A 19,839-nucleotide genomic window follows, 5' to 3' on the forward strand; every position below is an offset into this window, starting at 1 on the left:
TTCTAATCATCGTCATAGCGGGAGTGTGAAAAGATGAAGAATACAAGAATTACACCGGGGATGAGTGCATCAAATGATGTGAACAACTATTTTCATCTAGGATATATATCGGTGATTATCGGCACTCTGGCTTATTCAGTCGTGCCGTTACAATCCGCAATGGCAAAGAACAACAGGGGGGAAATACCGGTTATAGAGGATAGTGATGATCCTCAATACGATAGTGAAGCAGCGCCCGAAAAGCATCGGAATATCAAGCTGGAATACCGGTTAAACGAACTGGAAGCGCGATTGGATGCTCAGGCCACTCAATTGGAAAACCAGCAACGTATTATAGAACGACAAGCGCAAGTCATCGCAGAGCAAGGCCGCGGACTCCAAGACCAGATGCTCGAAACGAAAAGGCTGCGGGTCGCACTTGCTGGGCAGGGAAAATGGGATGCAATCGACCGGACCCTCCCGCAGTCCGGGCGGTTTCAAACTGTGCAATTGTCTCCGCAGCCACAGTTGCCACAAGAGCAAACCAGACAAGACCTCCCTGCCCAGCCTGTGCCGTCAGATAATAGCACCGCATCAGGTCAGGCGGATAGTGAAGATCGTCCGCAATCGGACAAGGCCGTCGATCAGCTTCTCCTCGACCAAGGCGGCGTATTATTACCGGCCGGGAAATTCCAGCTGGAGCCGAGTATAGATTACACTTCCATTTCCAGCGACCGCGTCAATATCAGCGGCTTTTCAATCTTTAACGCCATTGTCATTGGCTCCATACGAGTGGATGATGTGAACCGTGACATCATCACCGGCGCACTAACCGCCCGCTATGGTCTGGCCAGAAGAGTGCAGGTCGATGTGCGGGTTCCCTATGTCTACCGTAACGATACAGAGACAACCGGAATTGGCACTGGTGATGCTACCGAGCGGCGTATTACAGGAAATGGTCTTGGCGATGTTGGTTTGACCCTCGCCTGGCAGCCGTTCGCGGCTAGAGGCTGGCGTCCTGCAACCATCTTCCGGTTACAAGCAGAATTTCCTACTGGCAAAAGCGCGTTTGAAATCGAGCGCATTGCCCCCGAAGAAGATAGCCCCGAACGCATTTTAACCGCAGCGCCAACGGGTTCCGGTTTTTACACAATCTCACCGGGCGTAACATTTGTCTGGCCTATTGATCCTGTGGTCCTGTTTGCAGGCGGTAGCTTTAACTACACATTCAAACGGCGGTTTGACGAGTTCGGGTTGATTGAGCCGGGCCACGGTTTTGAATTTTTCACAGGTATGAATATGTCCATTAACGAGCGAGTGTCGATGAACTTCTCTTTCCTCGACAAACAGCGTTTTGCGACCCGGTCCAACGGCGTAAAAATACCCGGATCGGGAACCCATGATGCACGGTTATCGCTGGGCACATCCATTGGCTTGACCGATAAAATGTCGCTGGTGTTTTCAGCAGCAAACGGTTTGACTGATGAATCGCCCGACTTCACATTTTCCGTGCGACTACCGATCATATTCTAACGATGCAAAAGACCATATAAGCCTTGCGAAGCGCTTAATATTCTTCAGGTCCGTCGCCAAAGGCCAGATCGCCGAATTTGGTAAATTCGCTCAGGAAGCTGAGCTGGATATTGCCGGTTGAACCCTGACGGTTTTTCGCAACGATAACTGTGGCCTTGCCAACTTTGCTTTGATGTTCGGTTTCCCAAGCCAGATATTTGGCCTTTTGTTCCTCGGTCGAATGTTCATCCGGATCATCGGGTTTCACGGCAAGGTGATAATATTCATCGCGGTAAATGAACATCACAATATCGGCATCCTGCTCGATCGAACCGGATTCACGCAAATCCGAAAGCTGTGGGCGCTTATCTTCGCGGCTTTCCACTTGGCGGCTAAGCTGGGACAGCGCAATCACCGGACAATTTAATTCTTTGGCCAAAGTTTTAAGACCCCGGCTAATTTCGGAAATCTCGTTCACCCGGTTATCACTGGCCCGGCCCGAACCTTGAAGAAGCTGAAGATAATCGACGACGATCAAATTAATACCGCTGCGCCGCTGCAACCGCCGCGCGCGGGTCCGTAAGGCTGCAATGGTCAGCGCCGGTGTGTCATCAATGTATAGCGGCAAATCCTGCAATTCACGCGATGCCAGCGCCAAACGGTGCATTTCATCGCGGCTAATAGAACCCATGCGGAGTTTTTCGGAACTTATTTCCGCTTGCTCGGACAATATTCTGGTCGCCAATTGATCCGCGGACATTTCAAGGCTGAAAAAAGCGGTTTTGGCGCCAAGCGAATCTTCCGGTTCAATGCCATCCTGCATATCGCGGCGAAACCGGTTCGCGGCGTTAAACGCAATATTGGTTGCCAGTGAAGTCTTACCCATGCCGGGCCGCCCTGCCAGAATAAGCAAATCCGAACGGTGGAGGCCGCCCATTTTGGCGTTAAGATCAGTTAGGCCCGTAGTGATACCCGATACTTTACCGCCGCTGTTAAATGCGCGCTCGACATTGCTCAGCGCTTCGGTCGATGCAGCCAGGAAAGATTTAACGCCGCCTTCCTGCGCTTCGCCTTCCGATACGCGGTAAAGTGCCGATTCCGCATTTTCAATCTGTGTCTTGGGGTCAACGGTTTCGCTGGTATCCAGTGCATTATCAACTAAAGTCCGGCCAACGCTGACCAATTCCCGCAACAGCGCCAGATCATAAATCTGGTCGGCAAAGTCCCGCGCACCGATCAAACCGGCGCCATCTCCGGTCAGCTTGGCGAGATAGGACGGCCCGCCCAGAACCTTCATCGCTTCATCGGCTTCAAAATAAGGTTTTAGCGTGACCGGCGTGACGACCATATTGCGGTCGAGTAACTTCAAGGCTTGCTCGTAAATGCGGCCATGCAGTGGTTCGTAGAAATGTTCAGGACGCAGTTTTATCTGCACATCCTCTGCTACACGGTTGTCGATCAGCAACGCGCCCAGAAACGTGGCCTCTGCCTCAACATTGCGCGGCAGGCGCTGGGTCTCTTCTTCGACTGCATCAAAACGAACTAATTGGGCCATGCCCTTATCATCCACGCAGAAGCGATTCAGAGCAAGCCCGTTCCCTAAAATTTGCTAAACAAATGTGGACATTGATGGGGATAGCCTTGTGGATAATTATTTTGTTTTCCTGCTGCACTGCAAAATAACTTGTTCTTACCTCGGCGCTGCGGCAACAGAGCATGCATGGCCGATCCTCGCATCATAAATGTCGAACTCGACGAAGCGACAATATTGTGGCGCAATGCCGATATTGAACAAGAACGGCGTATTGCGATCTTTGACCTGATCGAAGAAAACCACTTTAAGCCGCTGCGCGAGCATGAGGATGGTTACGCCGGTCCCTATAATCTGCATCTTAGCGTTCAGGAAGGCCGGCTGGTCATTTCCATCGCGCGTGAAAACGGCGACCCGCTGGAGACCCTTATCCTTGCACTTGGCCGGTTCCGGCGTCCTATCCGCGATTATTTCGCAATTTGTGACAGCTATTATCAAGCCATTCGCAAGGCCACGGCGCAGGAAATAGAAACCATAGATATGGCCCGGCGCGGAGTGCATGACCATGGAGCAGAATTGCTCACCGAACGGCTTGACGGCAAAATCGAAGTTGATTTCAAAACCGCTCGTCGCCTCTTCACTTTGATATGCGTATTACATATCAAGAACTAGCCGATTCTCTTTCGGCTGTGTTTCAACTTCTTCATAATTGAACAAATATTTTCGTACCGTCGTGCATCAGGGAAACAGAGTGGCCAAGCAGAACAGGAAAAAAACCGTGCTGCAGGTGGGCCTGATCATCGCTGCGCTGCTCATCATTGCCTTTGTCGTGCGTAATATAGCGATCGGATGGGCACCACCGCGCAATCAATATCCCGTTCAGGGCATTTCGGTGGATGCCGGCAACGGCGAGATTATATGGCATATTGCCGGTGCTACCGGTGTCGATTTTGCCTATATCCGCGCCACCAATGGAGCGAAAAAACGCGATCCGCTTTTTGCTGAAAATATCAAAGGCGCGCGTGAAGCGGGTATCCGCTATGGCGCTGTTCACTCATATAATCTTTGCGGCTCCGCCAATGACCAGGCAGCATTATTTGTGACAACAGTTCCCCGCGACAAGAACATCCTGCCCCCTACGGTCCGGTTGACATTTGATAATCCGTGCGAGGATCGCCCCGGACGCGCATTGTTGCTGAGCGAGTTGAATACTTTCCTGAACCAGATCGAAGGACATAGCGGAAAACCCGCCGTCATCGCTGTATCCGAAGAATTTGAAGAAGAATATAATATCAGCAGTGGCCTTAATCGCACATTCTGGCTGGAAAAAAACTTCTTTCCCCCGGATTATGCAGCCAAGCCATGGGTGATGTGGCGCGCATCGGACATGCGCCGTGTCAGTGGTATTGATGGTCCGGTTAACTGGAATGTTGTGCGCCCGTGAGCTTGCTGGCATGAAGCCTTGCCACAAGACGTTCTAACGCCCGAAGAAAGAAAAATATGAGCATATTGTCTGACAGATGGATTCGCGAAGAAGCCCAAACGAATAAAATGATCGAACCATTTGTTGAAGGCCAAAAGCGTGACGGCTGTATCAGCTATGGTCTGTCATCTTATGGTTATGATGCGCGAGTGGCCGATGAGTTCAAGATTTTTACCAACGTGAATAGCGCTGTCGTTGATCCGAAAAATTTCGATGCAGACAGTCTGATTGACCGCAAAACCGATTGTTGCATCATTCCGCCCAACAGCTTTGCTTTGGCGCGGACAGTGGAATATTTCCGTATCCCGCGTGATGTTCTGGTCATCTGCCTTGGAAAATCGACCTATGCCCGCTGCGGTATCATCGTAAATGTAACCCCGCTTGAACCGGGCTGGGAAGGTCATGTGACGCTGGAGTTTTCCAACACCACGCCCCTGCCCGCAAAAATATACGCCAATGAAGGGGCATGCCAGTTTCTGTTTTTGAAAGGCAATGAACCGTGTGAAACAAGCTATGCTGATCGGGCAGGCAAATATATGGGCCAGCAAGGTGTGACCCTGCCGAAACTTTAATTGCCCTTGGGTATTACCCTAATACCAGCATCTCACTCACTAAGTGCTTTCCTACAGAGCGGCGCACATGATAGATGGAGCGCTTTCCCGGTAAGACAGATGTTACACCACCCGCTTATTTTTAACGGCGAAGGGTGTATTTTTTTCTTCCCGAGAGATGTTGGACAATTGTTGGAAATCTTTCGCAAAAAAACCGGAATTGAGGGAAAATAAACCTTCCTTGGTGTGAACTTACTGAACTTAGGGCAAAGGGTGCTCAAATTAACAGCATGTTTTTTGCAGAAAAGGCACGAAAACATAATATCCGCTCAGGGATAAACAGCGGCTTGTTTCACTAACTCTTTAAGCCTAAATTGCGCGATAACCGGGAATAAAACCGGAAGCTATAATCAGGAGAAATATATCATGGCCGACGCACGCGAATTTGATCTCATCATCTATGGCGCAACCGGCTATACTGGCCGTCTGGTAGCCGAATATATGTCTCAACAATATGGTCTTGGTCCCGAAGCGCCCAAATGGGCTATGGCCGGACGCTCAATGGAAAAGCTGAAAGAGGTCCGCAATCTTATCGGCATACCGGAGGAAACCCCACTGGTTGTCGCAGATTCCAATGATCCGGCATCCCTCGACATGATGGCGAGCCGCGCCGCCGTAATCCTGACTACAGTCGGACCTTATCAATTATATGGTGACGAACTTGTCGCTGCCTGTGTCAAAAACGGGACGCATTATGTCGATCTGTGCGGTGAACCCGGCTGGATGCGTCAAAAAATTGACGAGCATCAGGACGCTGCCGAAAAATCCGGAGCGCAAATTTGTTTTTCTTGCGGCTTTGACTCCATCCCCTTTGATCTGGGCGTGTTGATGTTGCAGAAGGAAATGGAAAAACGCTTCGGCAAACCCGCTACCCGTATCAAGGGCCGTGTTCGCGCTATGGAGGGCACTTTCTCTGGTGGTACTGCGGCCAGCCTGAAAGAAACGATGAAGGCGGTTGCGAAGGACCCGTCGCTGGTTAAAATCCTGACAAGCAGCTTTGGCCTCACGCCCGGATTTGAAGGGCCGGATCAGCCAAATATGCTAATACCCAAAAAGGATAAGGCTCTGAATAGCTGGGTCGCGCCGTTCATCATGGCGACGATCAATACAAAAAATGTCCACCGTACAAATTATCTACTCGACTTTCCCTATGGCAAAGATTTCAAATATGACGAAATGATCGTCACCAGCCCCGGTGACATCGGCAAGCAAGCAGCAGAAATGATAGCCAAAGCCAATCCGCTAGGTGGCGATGATGCGCCCAAACCGGGCGAAGGCCCGACCCCTGAACAACGGGAGAATGGCTATTACGACCTGTTATTCCTTGGGGAAACGGCAGATGGTAATAGCGCAAGCCTTTGCGTCAAAGGGGACAAAGACCCCGGCTATGGCTCAACATCCAAAATGATTGCCGAATCCGCATTATGTATTGCGTTGGACGGCAATGCCTATGGCGGCGGTATTTGGACCCCCGGTGCATTAATGGGTGAGAAATTGACCAAAAGACTGGAAAAAAATGCAGGTTTGAGTTTCACCATTGAAAACTAGCCTCCTAAATTTCCCATTCATATTAAATCACTATATGGAGCAGCCGGCTCGCACTGATATGCGGATAAATGCAAAAGTGCGCGCACATGCTTGAAACATAAAATGGAAAAAGTTCGTTGGCACTATGTTAAAGAGCCTGTTCAAAAAGAAATCCCGATCCCGTCCTCTGGATAAAGCGACTGTACCGGAAGGGCGCCGTGTTTATGCCATTGGTGATGTGCATGGCCGCAACGATTTGCTGCAACAGCTGATCGGGAAAATTATTGATGATGATACCGCACGCGGCAAATCGGAAACCGAAATAATCTTCCTCGGCGACCTTATTGATCGCGGCCCGGACAGCTCCGGCGTTCTTGAAACCGCGATGCAGCTTAAACAGAAACTGGGCAATGTCCGTTTCCTGATGGGCAATCATGAAGAAGTTTTTCTGCAAGCTGCAAGCGGCAACGAAAAAGCCACCCGCTTTTTCACCCGTATCGGCGGAAAAGAAACGATATTAAGTTATGAAATCAGCATGCAGGAATATATGAACCTCGACAGCGCTGCTCTGGCGGTGCGTTTGCCGGACCTTATTCCGGCTAGCCACATTGATTTTGTCAAAAGTTTTGAGGATCAGATCACTATCGGGGATTATGCGTTCGTGCATGCCGGAATCCGCCCCGGCCTGTCTCTCGAAGAGCAAAAGCCAAAGGATTTGCGCTGGATAAGGGAAGAATTTCTATCCGCAAAAGAGCCGCATGAAAAAGTCATCGTCTATGGCCATACGATCAATGGCGATGTCGTGGAGAAAAGTAACAGGATCGGGATTGATACCGGAGCTTATTATACTGAAAAGCTAACCGCGCTGGCGCTGGAGGCTGATCAACGCTGGTATCTTGATACCTCCGCCCCACAATAAAATGGCGGAACCCTAACGGGATCCGCCGAAAGTTAGTTTTGGGTAGTGAAATAGGCTTTCAGGCGAAACGCTGTCCTAGCAATGGCAGACAACGAGTAAATCTTAAGCGACCTGCACCTCTGACCCGGCTTCTTCTTCCATATCGCGCAGAACATATCCGCGCCCCCACACGGTTTCGATATAGTTTTCACCGCCGCAAGCCAGCGACAATTTTTTACGAAGCTTACAAATAAACACGTCGATAATTTTCAGTTCCGGCTCATCCATACCGCCGTAAAGATGGTTGAGGAACATTTCCTTGGTCAGGGTCGTCCCCTTACGCAGGGAGAGCAATTCAAGCATCGCATATTCCTTGCCGGTAAGGTGAACGCGGTTGCCATCAACTTCTACGGTTTTCGCATCAAGGTTCACCGCAAGCTTGCCAGTGCGGATAACCGATTGCGAGTGCCCCTTGGACCGGCGCACAACAGCATGAATACGGGCAACAAGCTCATCCCGATGGAAAGGCTTGGTCACATAATCATCGGCACCAAAGCCAAAGGAACGCACTTTGCTATCCATCTCGCTGATACCGGAAAGAATAAGAACTGGCGTCTGCACTTTCGCAACGCGCAGTTTTTTCAGCACGTCATAGCCGTGCATATCAGGCAGATTTAGATCGAGGCATATGATATCATAGTCATACAGCTTGCCAAGATCGAGGCCCTCTTCACCCAGATCCGTTGTGTATACGTTAAAGCCTTCGGTCGTAAGCATCAGCTCAATTGCTTTTGCTGTTGTTGGCTCATCTTCAATAAGCAGCACACGCATTGGGAAGCCCCTTTTGTTATTTAATGCATTCGCAACGAGTAAATCCCGATGCCCCTGTTATATTTATTAACCATAAGACAGATGAACGTAAAAGGTTAATTTTAGATTAAGACAGGATATAAGGCGAGTCGCAAGACGGCTTCAGACTCTGTAAGCCGCAGAAATGAGTCATTTCACGTCATTATGACTGCTACAAAAATAAATTAATATTTTTCGGGACAAACAGTCTAAAACTGGTCGAAAATCCAATTCCGCCTTAAAAATTGACATTTTCGGCCAGCTTATTTCCTCTGATATTCTCCATTTTGCGCCCCCTATGCGTTATGTCCCTGATAGACTAGAGACAGATTATGGCGTTTGATATTCCAGAAACAGCAATCAGCGAAAGCTTCCTCGCGGCCTCTGGACCAGGTGGGCAAAATGTTAACAAGGTCGAGACAGCCGTGCAGATGCGCGTTAATATTTATGCATTGCGCTTACCACCTTTTGCGTTTCGCAAATTGCGTGAGCTGGCTGGACGTAAGATGACGAGCGGTGGTGAGTTAATAATAACCGTCCGGCAACATCGCACGCGGGAAGCCAATCGCGAAGAAGCGCGCAAACGAGTGGAAGAAATGCTCGTCGAAGCGCATCAGCGCGATGCCCGCCGGGTAAAAACAAAGCCAAGCCGCGCCGCAAAGGCAAGGCGGGTGGATTCCAAAAAGAAGAAATCCGGCATCAAAAAAATGCGTAGCAAGCCAAAGCTGGACTGAACTTATAGTGCTTGGCAAAATATGAGTTTATCGACACAAAGTAATTGCTGTCGTCTTATGTGTCATCTCTATATTAAATAAGCTCCTTCCCGATAAGGTGATCTGCCCTATGTATGATTTTTCCATCTCCTCAGTACAATCACCCGACATCTTATATGACGATTTAACCGCCGCAGCGTGTGCGCTGACGGATGGTGAGCCCGATGCCATTGCCAATATGGCCAATATCGCTGCACTAATTTGGCAGTATATACCCGATCTGAATTGGGCCGGTTTCTACCGGGTGCTGGATGATGAACTGGTTCTCGGTCCATTCCAAGGGAAAGCTGCCTGCATCCGGATTGCGATCGGTAAAGGTGTCTGCGGGGTCGCAGCAGCGACAAACGAAGTGCAACGGGTAGCCGATGTCAACGCATTCCCGGGCCATATTGCCTGCGACGCAGCAAGCCGAAGCGAGCTGGTTGTACCGGTCAGCAAAGCAGGAAAAGTAATCGCCGTCCTTGACCTAGACAGCCCATCACCAGACCGCTTTTCGTCAGCGGATGAAAAGCGGTCTGGCATCCTTGATTGCTGCAATTACTAATAGGCTTGGTTAATCGACCATACATCATATCGCCCCATTACGAGACAGTTTACAAGAATAGTCGTATTTTACTATCTGTTAATAGCTATACAGCGCGAATAATGTTAGTTTCTTGTTAATCATCAATAGTAGATCATATTGGTGGCATGTTCCAGAACGGGAGTTGTTAACTATGAGAACCCTTATGCTCACCGGCTTGGCTGGCGCACTGGCGATAACACCAGTAACAGCAGCTGCCCCCGAATCATCCACCGCAACTGCTTCCCCTGCCGGACCTGACCGTTATCGCGCAGATTATGACGACAGCATTCTGATGAACGAGGATCGCGTTTTCGCAAGCCATCCGGGTATACGCGGATCGTCAACTTATCAAGGTGATTGGATCGGAGCATATCGCGAAGACGGCTCATACCAGGGTCAATGGCAAGGCACTTACCGGGATGCTCAGGGCACCGTGTATGAAGGACAATATACTGGCACTTTCATAGGCACTAATGCTGCCCAAACAGGTGTCAGCTATGCTGATGATACATATTTGGATAGCTCAGCCGAAGAAGCGGGTAGTAACTATGAGCATCACCAATATTCCCGCGCGCCAAATGCCGAGTATCGGGTTCCAGCCCGCCCGTCAGAATATCATAAATATCCTCAATATCACTACGGACCACAGTATCAGCCTCAGACACGACACCCTAATGGCTGGAATGGTGGTTACTATTATCCTGCCTATTATCAATATCCGGTTACTACGATCGTGATTGAAACGGCACCAACAAGTACAACCACAACCTACTACGAAGAATAGGCTGGTCAGAAAACTTTAGGACTGATCGCGGTTTTCTAAAATATTGACGGCTATCAACTGTGCTGAAGCGCTACCTGTTTAGCATCAAACCGGTGCCATCCATCAGGGCCTAATTGCTCTAGCGGCTGAAACCGGACCTTATACTCCATCCGGCTTGATCCATTGACCCAATAGCCCAAATAAACATATGGCAATGCTGCTTTGCGAGCGCGCAATATATGGTCAATAATAATATAATTGCCAAGGCCGCTACGACTAGGATGGTTTGCATCGAAAAAACTGTAAATCATCGAAAGACCATCACCCTGCTGGTCACTTAAGCATGCACCGACCAACCGGCCTTTAACCCCGTTTACCGGTGGTTCACGATATTCAATGACATAGCTTTTGACTGGAGACTGTTCGACCATGTCGGAATAGTCCATCTCATCCATTTCCGTCATCCCTCCGCCGGGATGCCGCTTCGAGAGATAGTCCTGCAATAGCGCAAATTGCTCTTCCGTCGCCCAGGGCTGACAGGCCTCGACCACCAGATCCTGATTACGCCTCATCAATTTTCGTTGCGTGGCATTTGGACGAAATTCATCAGCCACAACACGCACAGAAACGCAGGCTTTGCAATCAAGACAGCTTGGTCTGTAAGCGACATTCTGACTACGGCGAAACCCTATACGGCCCAATGCGTCATTCAATTCATCTGTATGCGGGCCATTTAGTTCGGTAAAAACTTTCCGCTCGCTTTTGCCCGGCAGATACGGGCACGGACTAGGGTTCGTGACAAAAAATCGTGGAAAACGAACCGGTGCGGTCACAGATATATACCTCAATCTACAAGGTTAAGAATCGATGAATCTAATATGCCTTTTGTTAGCAAATATGAAAAGGCCATTTACCATGATGTTAGCTGATTAGTATATATTTATAAAATACATGGCTTTAAGACAAAAAAAAACGGGACAAAAGCCCCGCCTTTCTTGAAATTTATTCAAACTCAGGGGCTTGTCGGAGCATCGTCGTCATCATCAGCAATGATGATAATGCCAGCGATAACAGCCGCCGCTGCCAAAACACCAACGATGATGCCTGTGCTTCCCTGAAGCTTTTGAGATTTGGCATCCGTAGTCGCACCAATGCGCTCTGCAACAGGAGCAGTGCTCTGCACAGATTGTGCCATTGCGGGTGCAGTTGCGAGAGATACAGCAGCAACTGATGCTGCTAATTTTTTCAAGTTCATTCCATACTCCAATCAGAATATTTTTTAATTATCAAAGATTAATCCAACGTCGGCTGAATCCCTTGATAGGATAATAGTGTTACACGACTCTATTTATTTTTGCATACACTATCAGGTTGATAGTACGGACAGACAATTTACAAATCAAATAGCTATCCCAAAAAACAAGCCTAATTGCCTTTACAATAGGTTGTAATGATTATTGCTGCGCTGCCCTAATAAAAACCGGACGACCGGCAATCCATGTTTGTTCTACTGTAATATCTCTTATTTCCTGCGGCTGCGCCAACATGATGTCTTTATCGATAATCAGAAAATCCGCACGCTTTCCTTTTGTCAGGCTACCAATTCTATCTTCTGCAAATGACGCATAGGCGGCGCCCATTGTATAAGCCTTCCATGCCTCTACCCGCGTCAAACGCTCTGCTGACATCCATCCTCCAACGGGTTGGCCATTAGCATCTTCCCGGGTCATTGCTGCTGCCAACCCCGGAAACGGATTTGCAGATTCAACTGGTACATCTGTGCCAAAAGCCAATTTCGCGCCCGACTCAAGAATAGTATTCCACGCATAAGCACCGGCTAGACGATCAGGACCAAGACGCGCCTCTGCCATCAACCGATCAGATGTCTGGTGGACCGGCTGCATTGATGCGATTGCCCCTGTTTTGACAATATTTGGTAAATCGACGGGATCAATAATTTGTGCATGTTCTATGCGCCAGCGCCGATCACCCTTGAATGTATATTGCAATTCTTCAATCGCGGATAAAAGCTCAGCGTTCGCCTGATCACCATTAGCATGGACCGCTGTTTGAAAGCCATCCATCGCTGCCCTGCTCATTTTGTTCCTGAGCTGCGACGGAGTGATAAGGGCAAGTCCCTGCTCTGCCGGTTTATCGGAATAAGGCTGTTTCAAAAGAGCGCCGCGCGAGCCCAGGGCGCCATCAAGATATAATTTTACACCCGCCAGCTTCAGCCGGTCATCATAGAGCCACGGCGACGGCCCCGGACCGCCAATCGCAACCATATTTTCTATATCGCCTGCATAAGAGATGATTCGCATCTGCAACTGCTGTTTATCCCCTGCCCGGCGAAAACTCTGCCAGTCCCGAAGAGTTGTTCCCATATCCGTAATCGTAGTTACGCCTTGCGACAGCAATATATCCTGAGCCTTCATCAAAGCTATATCATCTTCCACCGGACGCGGTGCCGGAATGGCCTGTTCAAACAGGCTTTGCGCCTTATCAATGAAAACTCCGCTTGGTTTGCCGCCGGTTCTTTCAATTGCGCCGCCGGATGGCGATTTGGTCGTGGCGGTAATCCCTGCCGCTTTCATGGCCGCGCTGTTCACCCATGCGGCATGGCCATCGACCCGCGTGAGATATACTGGCCTATCAGCTATGACCGCGTCGAGCTCTGCGGCATTGGGGTAGCGGCCTAGTCCCCAAGCCTCCTGATTCCAGCCGCGCCCGATAATCCATTGGCGATTGGGATATTTGGCCGCATAATCGCGCAATGCCTGCTGCGCTTCTTCCAGAGATTTTGTTCTGGACAGGTCGAGTGTGAGCGCAGCAAAGCCCAGCCCCATTACATGACCATGCGCATCGACAAAGCCGGGAATCAGGGTTTTCCCTTTGCCGTCAAAGCGGAAATCAACGTCCTTAGGTTGCTTGTCTTTGCGGTTTAGCAGTTCCTTTACCCGGCCATCATCATCTATGACCATGGCAGAAAAGCGAATGAGCTTTCCATCTTCACCAAGCGTCATGCCGTTAACATTTGCAATCAAGCTTTCGGCCCGTGCCGGTGCATCTGCAAGCAAAAGGGCCGCACATGCACATAATGCCGTACCCATTCCTGATATTGAAAAAATACGCATCATTATCCTTTGTTAAAACCGGCCTTCTGGCTATTTAGTAACTTATCTTTTGAGGTCCTTAGATCCGCCTGGCAACCGTGAGACCAGCGAGCTGGTATCCTTGCGACCGCCACCGGCAAGCTGCACTTCGGCATAAAATTGATCAACCAGTGCAGCGACAGGCAAAGTCGAACCGTTAGTCCGTGCCTCTTCCAGCGCCAGCCCGAGATCCTTGCGCATCCAGTCTACTGCAAAACCAAAATCAAACTCGTCCTGCGCCATCGTCGCCCAGCGGTTATCCATTTGCCAGCTTTGCGCCGCTCCGCCTGAAATCGCCTCTTGCACTTTATCAAGATCCAGACTGCTTGCCTGAGCAAAGCGCAATGCTTCTGACAATCCCTGAAGGATACCGGCAATGGCAATCTGGTTGCACATTTTTGTCATCTGCCCAGCCCCCGGCGCACCAACATGCACTATGCGGGATGCATAAGCTGTCATGATAGGCTTTGCAGCGGCAAAGGCCTCCTGACTTCCGCCGCACATGATTGAAAGCTTGCCGTTTTCCGCGCCTGCTTGACCGCCCGATACCGGCGCGTCCAAAACATGAATACCGCGCCCTTCCCCCTCAACTGACAACTGCCGCGCTAGATGTCCTGATACTGTGGTGTGATCGATGAACAGACATCCGCTAGGCATCACGCCAAAAGCACCATCGCGTCCCATGGTCACAGAACGAAGATCGTCGTCATTACCAACACAGCTAATGACTATCTGAGCGCCCTTTGCCGCTTCGGCGGGGTTGACGGCAACCGTTCCGCCATTTTCGTCGACCCATTTTTGAGCCTTGGATTTGCTGCGATTATAGACTGTTAGCTCATGACCAGCCCGGACCAGATGCATAGCTATAGGGCCGCCCATTACGCCAATTCCGATAAATGCAATTTTCACCATTACACTTGCATAATCTTTGTTTCCCTGAAAGACCAGATAGGTTAGGGCGTTTCGCCTATGACAGATAAAGAAACCAGCTCGCTTCCATCTTTCAACTATGCCGATGTCCGGGCGGCGCATGCGCGCATTCGTGACCGTGTCGTGCAAACTCCGACATTAAAGAGCATTACCCTGTCCGAATTGGCGGGTACGGACGTTTATCTGAAATTTGAAAACCTGCAATTTACTGCCGCATACAAAGAACGCGGCGCACTGAATGCCCTGCTATTGATGGACGAGAGCAAGCGGGCCGCCGGAGTGATTGCCGCTTCGGCTGGCAATCATGCTCAGGGTCTTGCCTATAATGCCAGAAAATTGGACATTCCCGCGACAATAGTCATGCCGACCACCACGCCAATGGTGAAGGTCGAGCAAACCCGTGGCCATGGTGCAGAAATTGTGATGGCGGGCGGCAGTTATGACGAAGCCTATTCCCACGCGCTGGAACTCGCGCAGCAGCGCGGCCTCACTTATATTCATGCCTTTGATGATCCACGCGTCGCTGCTGGACAGGGAACTGTGGCGATTGAGATGCTGGAGGCCGTTCCTGATCTTGACCGTCTTATCATACCGATTGGCGGCGGAGGTCTGTTTTCAGGTATGGCAACGGCCGCACATGCCATGAAACCAGAGATAAAAATGACCGGCGTACAGGCCGCTCTTTACCCCAGCATGTATGGCAAGCTGAATGGCACAGAAGTCTCCGCTGGCGGTGATACGCTTGCCGAAGGGATTGCCGTTCGCAATCCATCGGAATTTACCGCCGGAATTATTCAAAAATATGTCGATGAAATTTTGCTGGTCGGTGAAGCGCAACTGGAAGGCGCGGTCAGTTTGCTGCTCCAGATAGAAAAAACCGTTGTCGAGGGCGCCGGTGCTGCCGGGCTTGCTGCTTTGCTTGCTAACAAGGAAAAATTCGCCGGTGAAAAAGTCGGTCTGGTTTTATGCGGCGGTAATATTGATACCCGACTTCTGGCGAATGTTCTGCTGCGCGATCTGGCCCGGTCCGGTCGCCTTGCCCGCCTGCGCCTGCATCTGCGTGATCAGCCGGGCGCACTTTACAATGTTGTGAAACAATTTGCCGAACATGGGGTCAACATAATCGAAGTCTACCACCAGCGCGTATTTACAAACCTACCAGCCAAGGGGTTGATTACGGATATTGAATGTGAAGCCAAAGACAAAGAACAACTTGATGGACTGATCGTTGATCTTAATAAATCCGGCTATGATGTCCGACAGGTCGAGCTGGCAGATTAGGCTAAGCAGGTATTTTTCTGCAATCTCCGGCTAAAATGCGTTACTGGACTGCTCTGGATTAGGGGCGGACACCCAAAAGCACCCGCCCCGCATGGCTTATAGGCCGTCGAGCCCTTTGCTAACCAGAATATTTACCGCCACACGCCGGTTCTGCGCTTTGCCTTCTGCGGTGGCATTGCTCGCAATCGGATCCGCTTTGGCCATGCCGGTGGGGGTCAGCATGCGATATGGTTTCCAGCCACAATTCTGCTGGATATAATTGACCACGCGGCTCGCCCGTTTTTCGCTCAGCCGTTGATTTAGTTCATAGCTTCCGGTTGAGTCAGTATAACCCACCACAAGCAGCAGAGCATTATCAATAGCTTCTGCGGAGCTTGCTGTCGCACACAGATCGGCCTTGGCTTTCTCGGAAAGCACGGCTTTGCCCGAGTCAAAGTTCACATTCGTTGTGCCCTTGACATTATATTTGTCAATGTCGCCCATACGACCACGCAGCGCCTCGGTTGCCGCGGTCTGTTTCGCAAAACCCTGTGCCGTACCATTGTGGATCATATTAGCGGTTTCTAGATCACTGTTATCCAGACTGATCTTACTCGCGATCAATTGGCCTCCCGACTGCAATGTCTTAATCGAAACAGGCAGGCCATTGAGAAGCGAGTCACCGGAGAGACTTTTACGGCCAAGACCCAAAAAGCCTTTTTTGGCTTTAATCTCGGTGGCTTCATTAAATGTAATAATCGTGCTTGTGCCGTCGTTCGCCGTGATTTGCAAACTGTCGCCGCTGCGCGCGCTGATAATACCTTCAATATCCGGCCCTTCGGTAGCGGCTTCAAATAGAAGTTCAGCTTCTTGCGCTTGTTGCCCGGATACAATGATGGCCTGTCTTTCAGCTTCTGTCATACCCTGCTGTGCAGACACGCTGCCCGGCACCAATATAGCGACTGTAGCAAGCAGGTAGGGGATACTTAGACTTTTGGAAAAGTTGCTCATGATTTCTACTCCTTCAAGCATTAGCTTCCGGTCCAGCATATTAGTGGTGTTTGTAAAACCGGACCCGTGATGATGCACCGCCTGTCAGGTTCCCCGTCCGGTGGCAGCACAATAAGAAGCGGCATAGATACCGCCTGTGAACATATCGGCTTCCCAAGTGGTCAAGACATCCTTTCTCGCGCATGAACACAACCGCCTTCATTGTCCGTTCTAAGGACAATCCGAGCAGACCTTGCGGCGAACCGTTACATTCCGCGCCGCAAAACAACGCGAATATGCACTCTAAAACTGCGAGGATAGATTTGAGAGGAGATGACGGCTAGAATTATTGCCGCAAGACTTTTAAACTCGCGCCGTAACTCCGGCGTCCCGCATGCCACGCCACATCTGAATTGCTTGAACAGTTTCGGGCACATCATGCACCCGTACAATCTGTGCGCCTTGTTGCACAGCGTGATGGGCGCACGCGATGGAGCCGCCAAGGCGCTGATCCGCCGTTGCTTCATTGGAAAGTGCACCGATCATCCGTTTGCGACTGGCCCCGATAAGCAGCGGCTGACCCAATCCGTGGAATAGCGCAATATTGTTCATCAGTGCCAGATTTTCGGACAGCGACTTGCCAAAACCAAGTCCCGGATCGACAATAATCCTGTTTCTTTCAAAACCCGCTTCGACAATATCTGTGATGCGCTGTTCCAGCCAATCGAACGTTTCGGTCACGACATCTTTATATTCACCGCCCTTATGCGGATCATCTCCACTGGACGGTGCGTGCATCAACACAACCGGTCTGCCGGACACACCAGCAACTTCTAAAGACCGTTTGTCATGTAGCAATGCAGATATATCGTTAATGATATGCGCCCCTGCCGCAATCGCAGCCTCCATCACCGCTGCCTTGCGCGTATCAATAGATATAGCCGCACCGCATTGGGCAAGCCGTTCGATCACCGGCACGACCCGCTTGATTTCGTCACCTTCCCAAACAGTGTCTGCATCGGGCCGGGTAGATTCTCCGCCGATGTCGATGATGGATGCCCCCGCCGCTGCCATGTCAAAACCGGCGTCTGCCGCCTTTTGCGGATCGCCATCATGCTTGCCGCCATCTGAAAAACTGTTCGGCGTGATATTCACTATGCCCATCACATGCGGCTGATCAAAGCGTAATACCCGATCTCCGCATTGCAGCGGTGCATGGCTTTTGACCAGATTGTCAAATAATGCGGCGGCTCGTGGTTGCAGGTTTTCCGGCAAATGCGAAGCGACTGTGGCCCATAGCTCCACCGGGACCAGTTTTCTGACCGTCGGCTGGCCGTCCTCGGTTATCAGACATTCGATTTGGGAGAACCACAATAAGCTATTGTTTAGCCGTAGATTCTGCTCATCATAATATTGCGGGCTTTCAAGAAAGCTCGTAGGTTTCAGATAGAGTTTCGCATTTGGCCGAGATGGTCCCGCCATGATGGTTTCCTTATGGCTCTGTGGCTAACAAATATGTCTGACGCAAATCGTCAACCGGTTTCAACTGTTTGCCATCATCATAATACCAATAGGTCCAGCCATTACAGCTTGGCGCGCCTTGAACAGTCGCTCCGATTTTATGGATGGAGCCTTCGTGGCCCTCCCATAAGAGCGACCCATCCGCGCGGACTTTTGCTTTGAATTTACGGTTCTTGCTGCACAATATTGTCCCCGGTTTCAGATAGCCGGTTTCGACCAATGTGCCAAACGCCACCCGCGGTTTAGATTTTGGCGACTGCATGGTTTTAAGATCGCTTTCATCCAGCGGTAACGCCGCATCGATACGCTCCTGCGCTACATCACAATATTTGTCTTCTTTTTCACAACCGATCCAGTGACGGCCCAGACGCTTTGCGACAGCGCCGGTGGTTCCGGTTCCAAAAAACGGATCCAGCACCACGTCTCCCTTATTAGTGGTTGCCAGCATGACCCGATAGAGCAACGCTTCCGGTTTTTGTGTCGGATGAGCTTTGACACCATTGCGTTTTAACCGTTCTTGCCCGCCGCAAATCGGCATGACCCAATCGCTACGCATTTGTAACTCGTCATTGAGGTTTTTCATGGCTCGGTAATTGAATGTATATTTGGCTTTCTCGGATTTCGAGGCCCAGATCAGCGTTTCATGTGCATTGGTAAAGCGTGTACCTTTGAAATTCGGCATCGGATTGGCTTTGCGCCAGATAATATCGTTGAGGATCCAATAGCCAAGATCTTGCAAGGAAGCACCGACACGGAATATATTGTGATAGCTGCCAATCACCCATAGCGATCCGTCAGGCTTTAATATGCGCCGCGCCTCTTTCATCCAGGCCTTGGTAAAAGCATCATAAAGAGCAAAGCTGTCAAATTTGTCCCAATCATCATCAACTGCATCGACTTGACCGCCTTCGGGCCGGAACAAATCTCCGCCCAGTTGCAGATTATAGGGCGGATCGGCAAAAACCATATCGACGCTCTCATCAGGCAAGGATTTCATTGCCTCAATACAATCCATTTTCAAAATCTGGTTGAGCGGCAACGCGGCTGCGTCTTTTTTAGACAGCTGATTTAGCTTTTTAGAAACCGTTTTTGGTGCTTTTACCCGCTTAACCGGCTTTGCTTTCGTTTTTGTTTTGGGCGTGTCGATACGCTCAATAATTTCCATGAATTTTGCCTCTTTGACTGAAGTGATCTTCACGGTGAGTCCTTTGAGGCGAGCGGTCAAGGCTGTTAACTTAGGTTAAAGGCGCGTTTCCATGGTTAACGATTATAGCAAAAAGAGAACGAAAGGAGTCCGCTCACCAGATGTGGAGTCGTGGCCGGTATCATGGACTCAATCCCTTGTGGTGTGGCGAAAAGGACTCGCTAAAATAAGTAAACGAAAAAAAATGATAATAATTTATTGGCCCAACAATTGTGGGCGCCTATCACCGATATCGGTTAACCCAATTGCCCGATCAGCAAAAATATGACTATACTCCGGTAACATTTCTAC

Annotated in this window: 18 protein-coding genes and 1 pseudogene; 10 read left to right on the plus strand and 9 right to left on the minus strand. The window is 50.1% G+C overall.

Features of this window, described 5'->3' with window-relative positions; all coding sequences use genetic code 11:
- The first annotated feature begins 33 nt into the window (after positions 1 to 33).
- Positions 34 to 1,512: a hypothetical protein gene (locus tag AB1K62_RS05160; RefSeq protein ID WP_367001810.1), complete on the plus strand. Its 1,479-nt coding sequence runs from the start codon at positions 34 to 36 to the stop codon at positions 1,510 to 1,512.
- A gap of 34 nt (positions 1,513 to 1,546) precedes the next feature.
- Here the strand turns inward: AB1K62_RS05160 and AB1K62_RS05165 are convergent, their stop codons facing one another.
- On the minus strand, positions 1,547 to 3,046 hold the full coding sequence (locus AB1K62_RS05165) for a replicative DNA helicase (protein WP_367001812.1): 1,500 nt from the start codon (positions 3,044 to 3,046) through the stop codon (positions 1,547 to 1,549).
- Between the two features lie 165 nt (positions 3,047 to 3,211).
- Here AB1K62_RS05165 and AB1K62_RS05170 point away from each other — a divergent pair, with 165 nt between their 5' ends.
- From AB1K62_RS05170 to AB1K62_RS05190, 5 genes are all read left to right on the plus strand, one after another.
- A complete protein-coding gene (locus AB1K62_RS05170; RefSeq protein ID WP_367001814.1) occupies positions 3,212 to 3,694 on the plus strand; it encodes a UPF0262 family protein in 483 nt (160 codons plus the stop codon).
- A 79-nt stretch (positions 3,695 to 3,773) separates the two neighbouring features.
- Positions 3,774 to 4,466 (plus strand): GH25 family lysozyme, encoded by a 693-nt coding sequence (locus AB1K62_RS05175; RefSeq protein WP_367001816.1) that lies wholly within the window; start codon positions 3,774 to 3,776, stop codon positions 4,464 to 4,466.
- A 56-nt stretch (positions 4,467 to 4,522) separates the two neighbouring features.
- Complete coding sequence (gene dcd / locus AB1K62_RS05180; protein WP_367001817.1) at positions 4,523 to 5,077, plus strand: dCTP deaminase; 555 nt, start codon at positions 4,523 to 4,525, stop codon at positions 5,075 to 5,077.
- A gap of 405 nt (positions 5,078 to 5,482) precedes the next feature.
- Positions 5,483 to 6,664, plus strand: coding sequence for a saccharopine dehydrogenase NADP-binding domain-containing protein (locus AB1K62_RS05185; RefSeq protein WP_367001819.1), 1,182 nt, complete (start codon positions 5,483 to 5,485; stop codon positions 6,662 to 6,664).
- A gap of 124 nt (positions 6,665 to 6,788) precedes the next feature.
- Positions 6,789 to 7,562, plus strand: a complete 774-nt coding sequence (locus tag AB1K62_RS05190; protein ID WP_367001821.1) for a metallophosphoesterase family protein — start codon at positions 6,789 to 6,791, stop codon at positions 7,560 to 7,562.
- Between the two features lie 102 nt (positions 7,563 to 7,664).
- On the opposite strand, the gene ctrA is transcribed toward AB1K62_RS05190, so the two are convergent.
- Positions 7,665 to 8,372, minus strand: coding sequence for a response regulator transcription factor CtrA (ctrA, locus tag AB1K62_RS05195; RefSeq protein WP_367001823.1), 708 nt, complete (start codon positions 8,370 to 8,372; stop codon positions 7,665 to 7,667).
- A 350-nt stretch (positions 8,373 to 8,722) separates the two neighbouring features.
- Between ctrA and arfB the strand changes: the two genes are divergently transcribed.
- The 3 genes and pseudogenes from arfB to AB1K62_RS05210 all read left to right on the plus strand — a co-directional run bounded on the left by arfB (position 8,723) and on the right by AB1K62_RS05210 (position 10,512).
- Entirely contained in the window at positions 8,723 to 9,124 is a 402-nt protein-coding gene (gene arfB, locus AB1K62_RS05200) for an alternative ribosome rescue aminoacyl-tRNA hydrolase ArfB (protein WP_367001824.1), read from the plus strand.
- Positions 9,125 to 9,233: 109 nt separating this feature from the next.
- Positions 9,234 to 9,720: pseudogene (locus tag AB1K62_RS05205) on the plus strand (GAF domain-containing protein).
- A gap of 159 nt (positions 9,721 to 9,879) precedes the next feature.
- The gene (locus AB1K62_RS05210; RefSeq protein ID WP_367001826.1) at positions 9,880 to 10,512 is read left to right on the plus strand and encodes a hypothetical protein; all 633 of its coding nucleotides are present in this window, start codon (positions 9,880 to 9,882) and stop codon (positions 10,510 to 10,512) included.
- A gap of 53 nt (positions 10,513 to 10,565) precedes the next feature.
- On the opposite strand, the gene AB1K62_RS05215 is transcribed toward AB1K62_RS05210, so the two are convergent.
- From AB1K62_RS05215 to AB1K62_RS05230, 4 genes are all read right to left on the minus strand, one after another.
- Positions 10,566 to 11,324, minus strand: a complete 759-nt coding sequence (locus tag AB1K62_RS05215; RefSeq protein WP_367001827.1) for an arginyltransferase — start codon at positions 11,322 to 11,324, stop codon at positions 10,566 to 10,568.
- A gap of 179 nt (positions 11,325 to 11,503) precedes the next feature.
- Positions 11,504 to 11,746 carry a hypothetical protein gene (locus AB1K62_RS05220; protein WP_367001829.1) on the minus strand — a complete coding sequence of 81 codons (243 nt, stop codon included), beginning with the start codon at positions 11,744 to 11,746 and terminating at the stop codon, positions 11,504 to 11,506.
- Positions 11,747 to 11,945: 199 nt separating this feature from the next.
- On the minus strand, positions 11,946 to 13,628 hold the full coding sequence (locus tag AB1K62_RS05225; protein WP_367001830.1) for an amidohydrolase: 1,683 nt from the start codon (positions 13,626 to 13,628) through the stop codon (positions 11,946 to 11,948).
- 39 nt (positions 13,629 to 13,667) lie between these two features.
- The gene (locus tag AB1K62_RS05230) at positions 13,668 to 14,555 is read right to left on the minus strand and encodes an NAD(P)-dependent oxidoreductase (RefSeq protein WP_367001832.1); all 888 of its coding nucleotides are present in this window, start codon (positions 14,553 to 14,555) and stop codon (positions 13,668 to 13,670) included.
- Between the two features lie 57 nt (positions 14,556 to 14,612).
- On the opposite strand from AB1K62_RS05230, the gene AB1K62_RS05235 reads away from it, so the two are divergent.
- Entirely contained in the window at positions 14,613 to 15,854 is a 1,242-nt protein-coding gene (locus AB1K62_RS05235; RefSeq protein WP_367001833.1) for a threonine ammonia-lyase, read from the plus strand.
- Between the two features lie 96 nt (positions 15,855 to 15,950).
- On the opposite strand, the gene AB1K62_RS05240 is transcribed toward AB1K62_RS05235, so the two are convergent.
- From AB1K62_RS05240 to AB1K62_RS05250, 3 genes are all read right to left on the minus strand, one after another.
- Positions 15,951 to 16,844, minus strand: coding sequence for an OmpA family protein (locus AB1K62_RS05240; RefSeq protein ID WP_367001834.1), 894 nt, complete (start codon positions 16,842 to 16,844; stop codon positions 15,951 to 15,953).
- A 342-nt stretch (positions 16,845 to 17,186) separates the two neighbouring features.
- Positions 17,187 to 18,305: a dihydropteroate synthase gene (gene folP, locus AB1K62_RS05245; protein WP_367001835.1), complete on the minus strand. Its 1,119-nt coding sequence runs from the start codon at positions 18,303 to 18,305 to the stop codon at positions 17,187 to 17,189.
- A 10-nt stretch (positions 18,306 to 18,315) separates the two neighbouring features.
- Complete coding sequence (locus AB1K62_RS05250; RefSeq protein WP_367001836.1) at positions 18,316 to 19,542, minus strand: DNA methyltransferase; 1,227 nt, start codon at positions 19,540 to 19,542, stop codon at positions 18,316 to 18,318.
- Positions 19,543 to 19,839 lie beyond the last annotated feature (297 nt).

This window comes from Parasphingorhabdus sp. JC815, from assembly GCF_040717415.1.
Classification (GTDB): domain Bacteria; phylum Pseudomonadota; class Alphaproteobacteria; order Sphingomonadales; family Sphingomonadaceae; genus Parasphingorhabdus.

Coding starts and splice junctions, on each gene's coding strand:
- AB1K62_RS05160 (WP_367001810.1), top strand. CDS start 34: ATGAAGAATACAAGAATTACACCGGGGATGAGTGCATCAAATGATGTG.
- AB1K62_RS05165 (WP_367001812.1), bottom strand. CDS start 3,046: ATGGCCCAATTAGTTCGTTTTGATGCAGTCGAAGAAGAGACCCAGCGC.
- AB1K62_RS05170 (WP_367001814.1), top strand. CDS start 3,212: ATGGCCGATCCTCGCATCATAAATGTCGAACTCGACGAAGCGACAATA.
- dcd (WP_367001817.1), top strand. CDS start 4,523: ATGAGCATATTGTCTGACAGATGGATTCGCGAAGAAGCCCAAACGAAT.
- AB1K62_RS05185 (WP_367001819.1), top strand. CDS start 5,483: ATGGCCGACGCACGCGAATTTGATCTCATCATCTATGGCGCAACCGGC.
- AB1K62_RS05190 (WP_367001821.1), top strand. CDS start 6,789: ATGTTAAAGAGCCTGTTCAAAAAGAAATCCCGATCCCGTCCTCTGGAT.
- ctrA (WP_367001823.1), bottom strand. CDS start 8,372: ATGCGTGTGCTGCTTATTGAAGATGAGCCAACAACAGCAAAAGCAATT.
- arfB (WP_367001824.1), top strand. CDS start 8,723: ATGGCGTTTGATATTCCAGAAACAGCAATCAGCGAAAGCTTCCTCGCG.
- AB1K62_RS05210 (WP_367001826.1), top strand. CDS start 9,880: ATGAGAACCCTTATGCTCACCGGCTTGGCTGGCGCACTGGCGATAACA.
- AB1K62_RS05220 (WP_367001829.1), bottom strand. CDS start 11,746: ATGAACTTGAAAAAATTAGCAGCATCAGTTGCTGCTGTATCTCTCGCA.
- AB1K62_RS05225 (WP_367001830.1), bottom strand. CDS start 13,628: ATGATGCGTATTTTTTCAATATCAGGAATGGGTACGGCATTATGTGCA.
- AB1K62_RS05230 (WP_367001832.1), bottom strand. CDS start 14,555: ATGGTGAAAATTGCATTTATCGGAATTGGCGTAATGGGCGGCCCTATA.
- AB1K62_RS05235 (WP_367001833.1), top strand. CDS start 14,613: ATGACAGATAAAGAAACCAGCTCGCTTCCATCTTTCAACTATGCCGAT.
- AB1K62_RS05240 (WP_367001834.1), bottom strand. CDS start 16,844: ATGAGCAACTTTTCCAAAAGTCTAAGTATCCCCTACCTGCTTGCTACA.
- folP (WP_367001835.1), bottom strand. CDS start 18,305: ATGGCGGGACCATCTCGGCCAAATGCGAAACTCTATCTGAAACCTACG.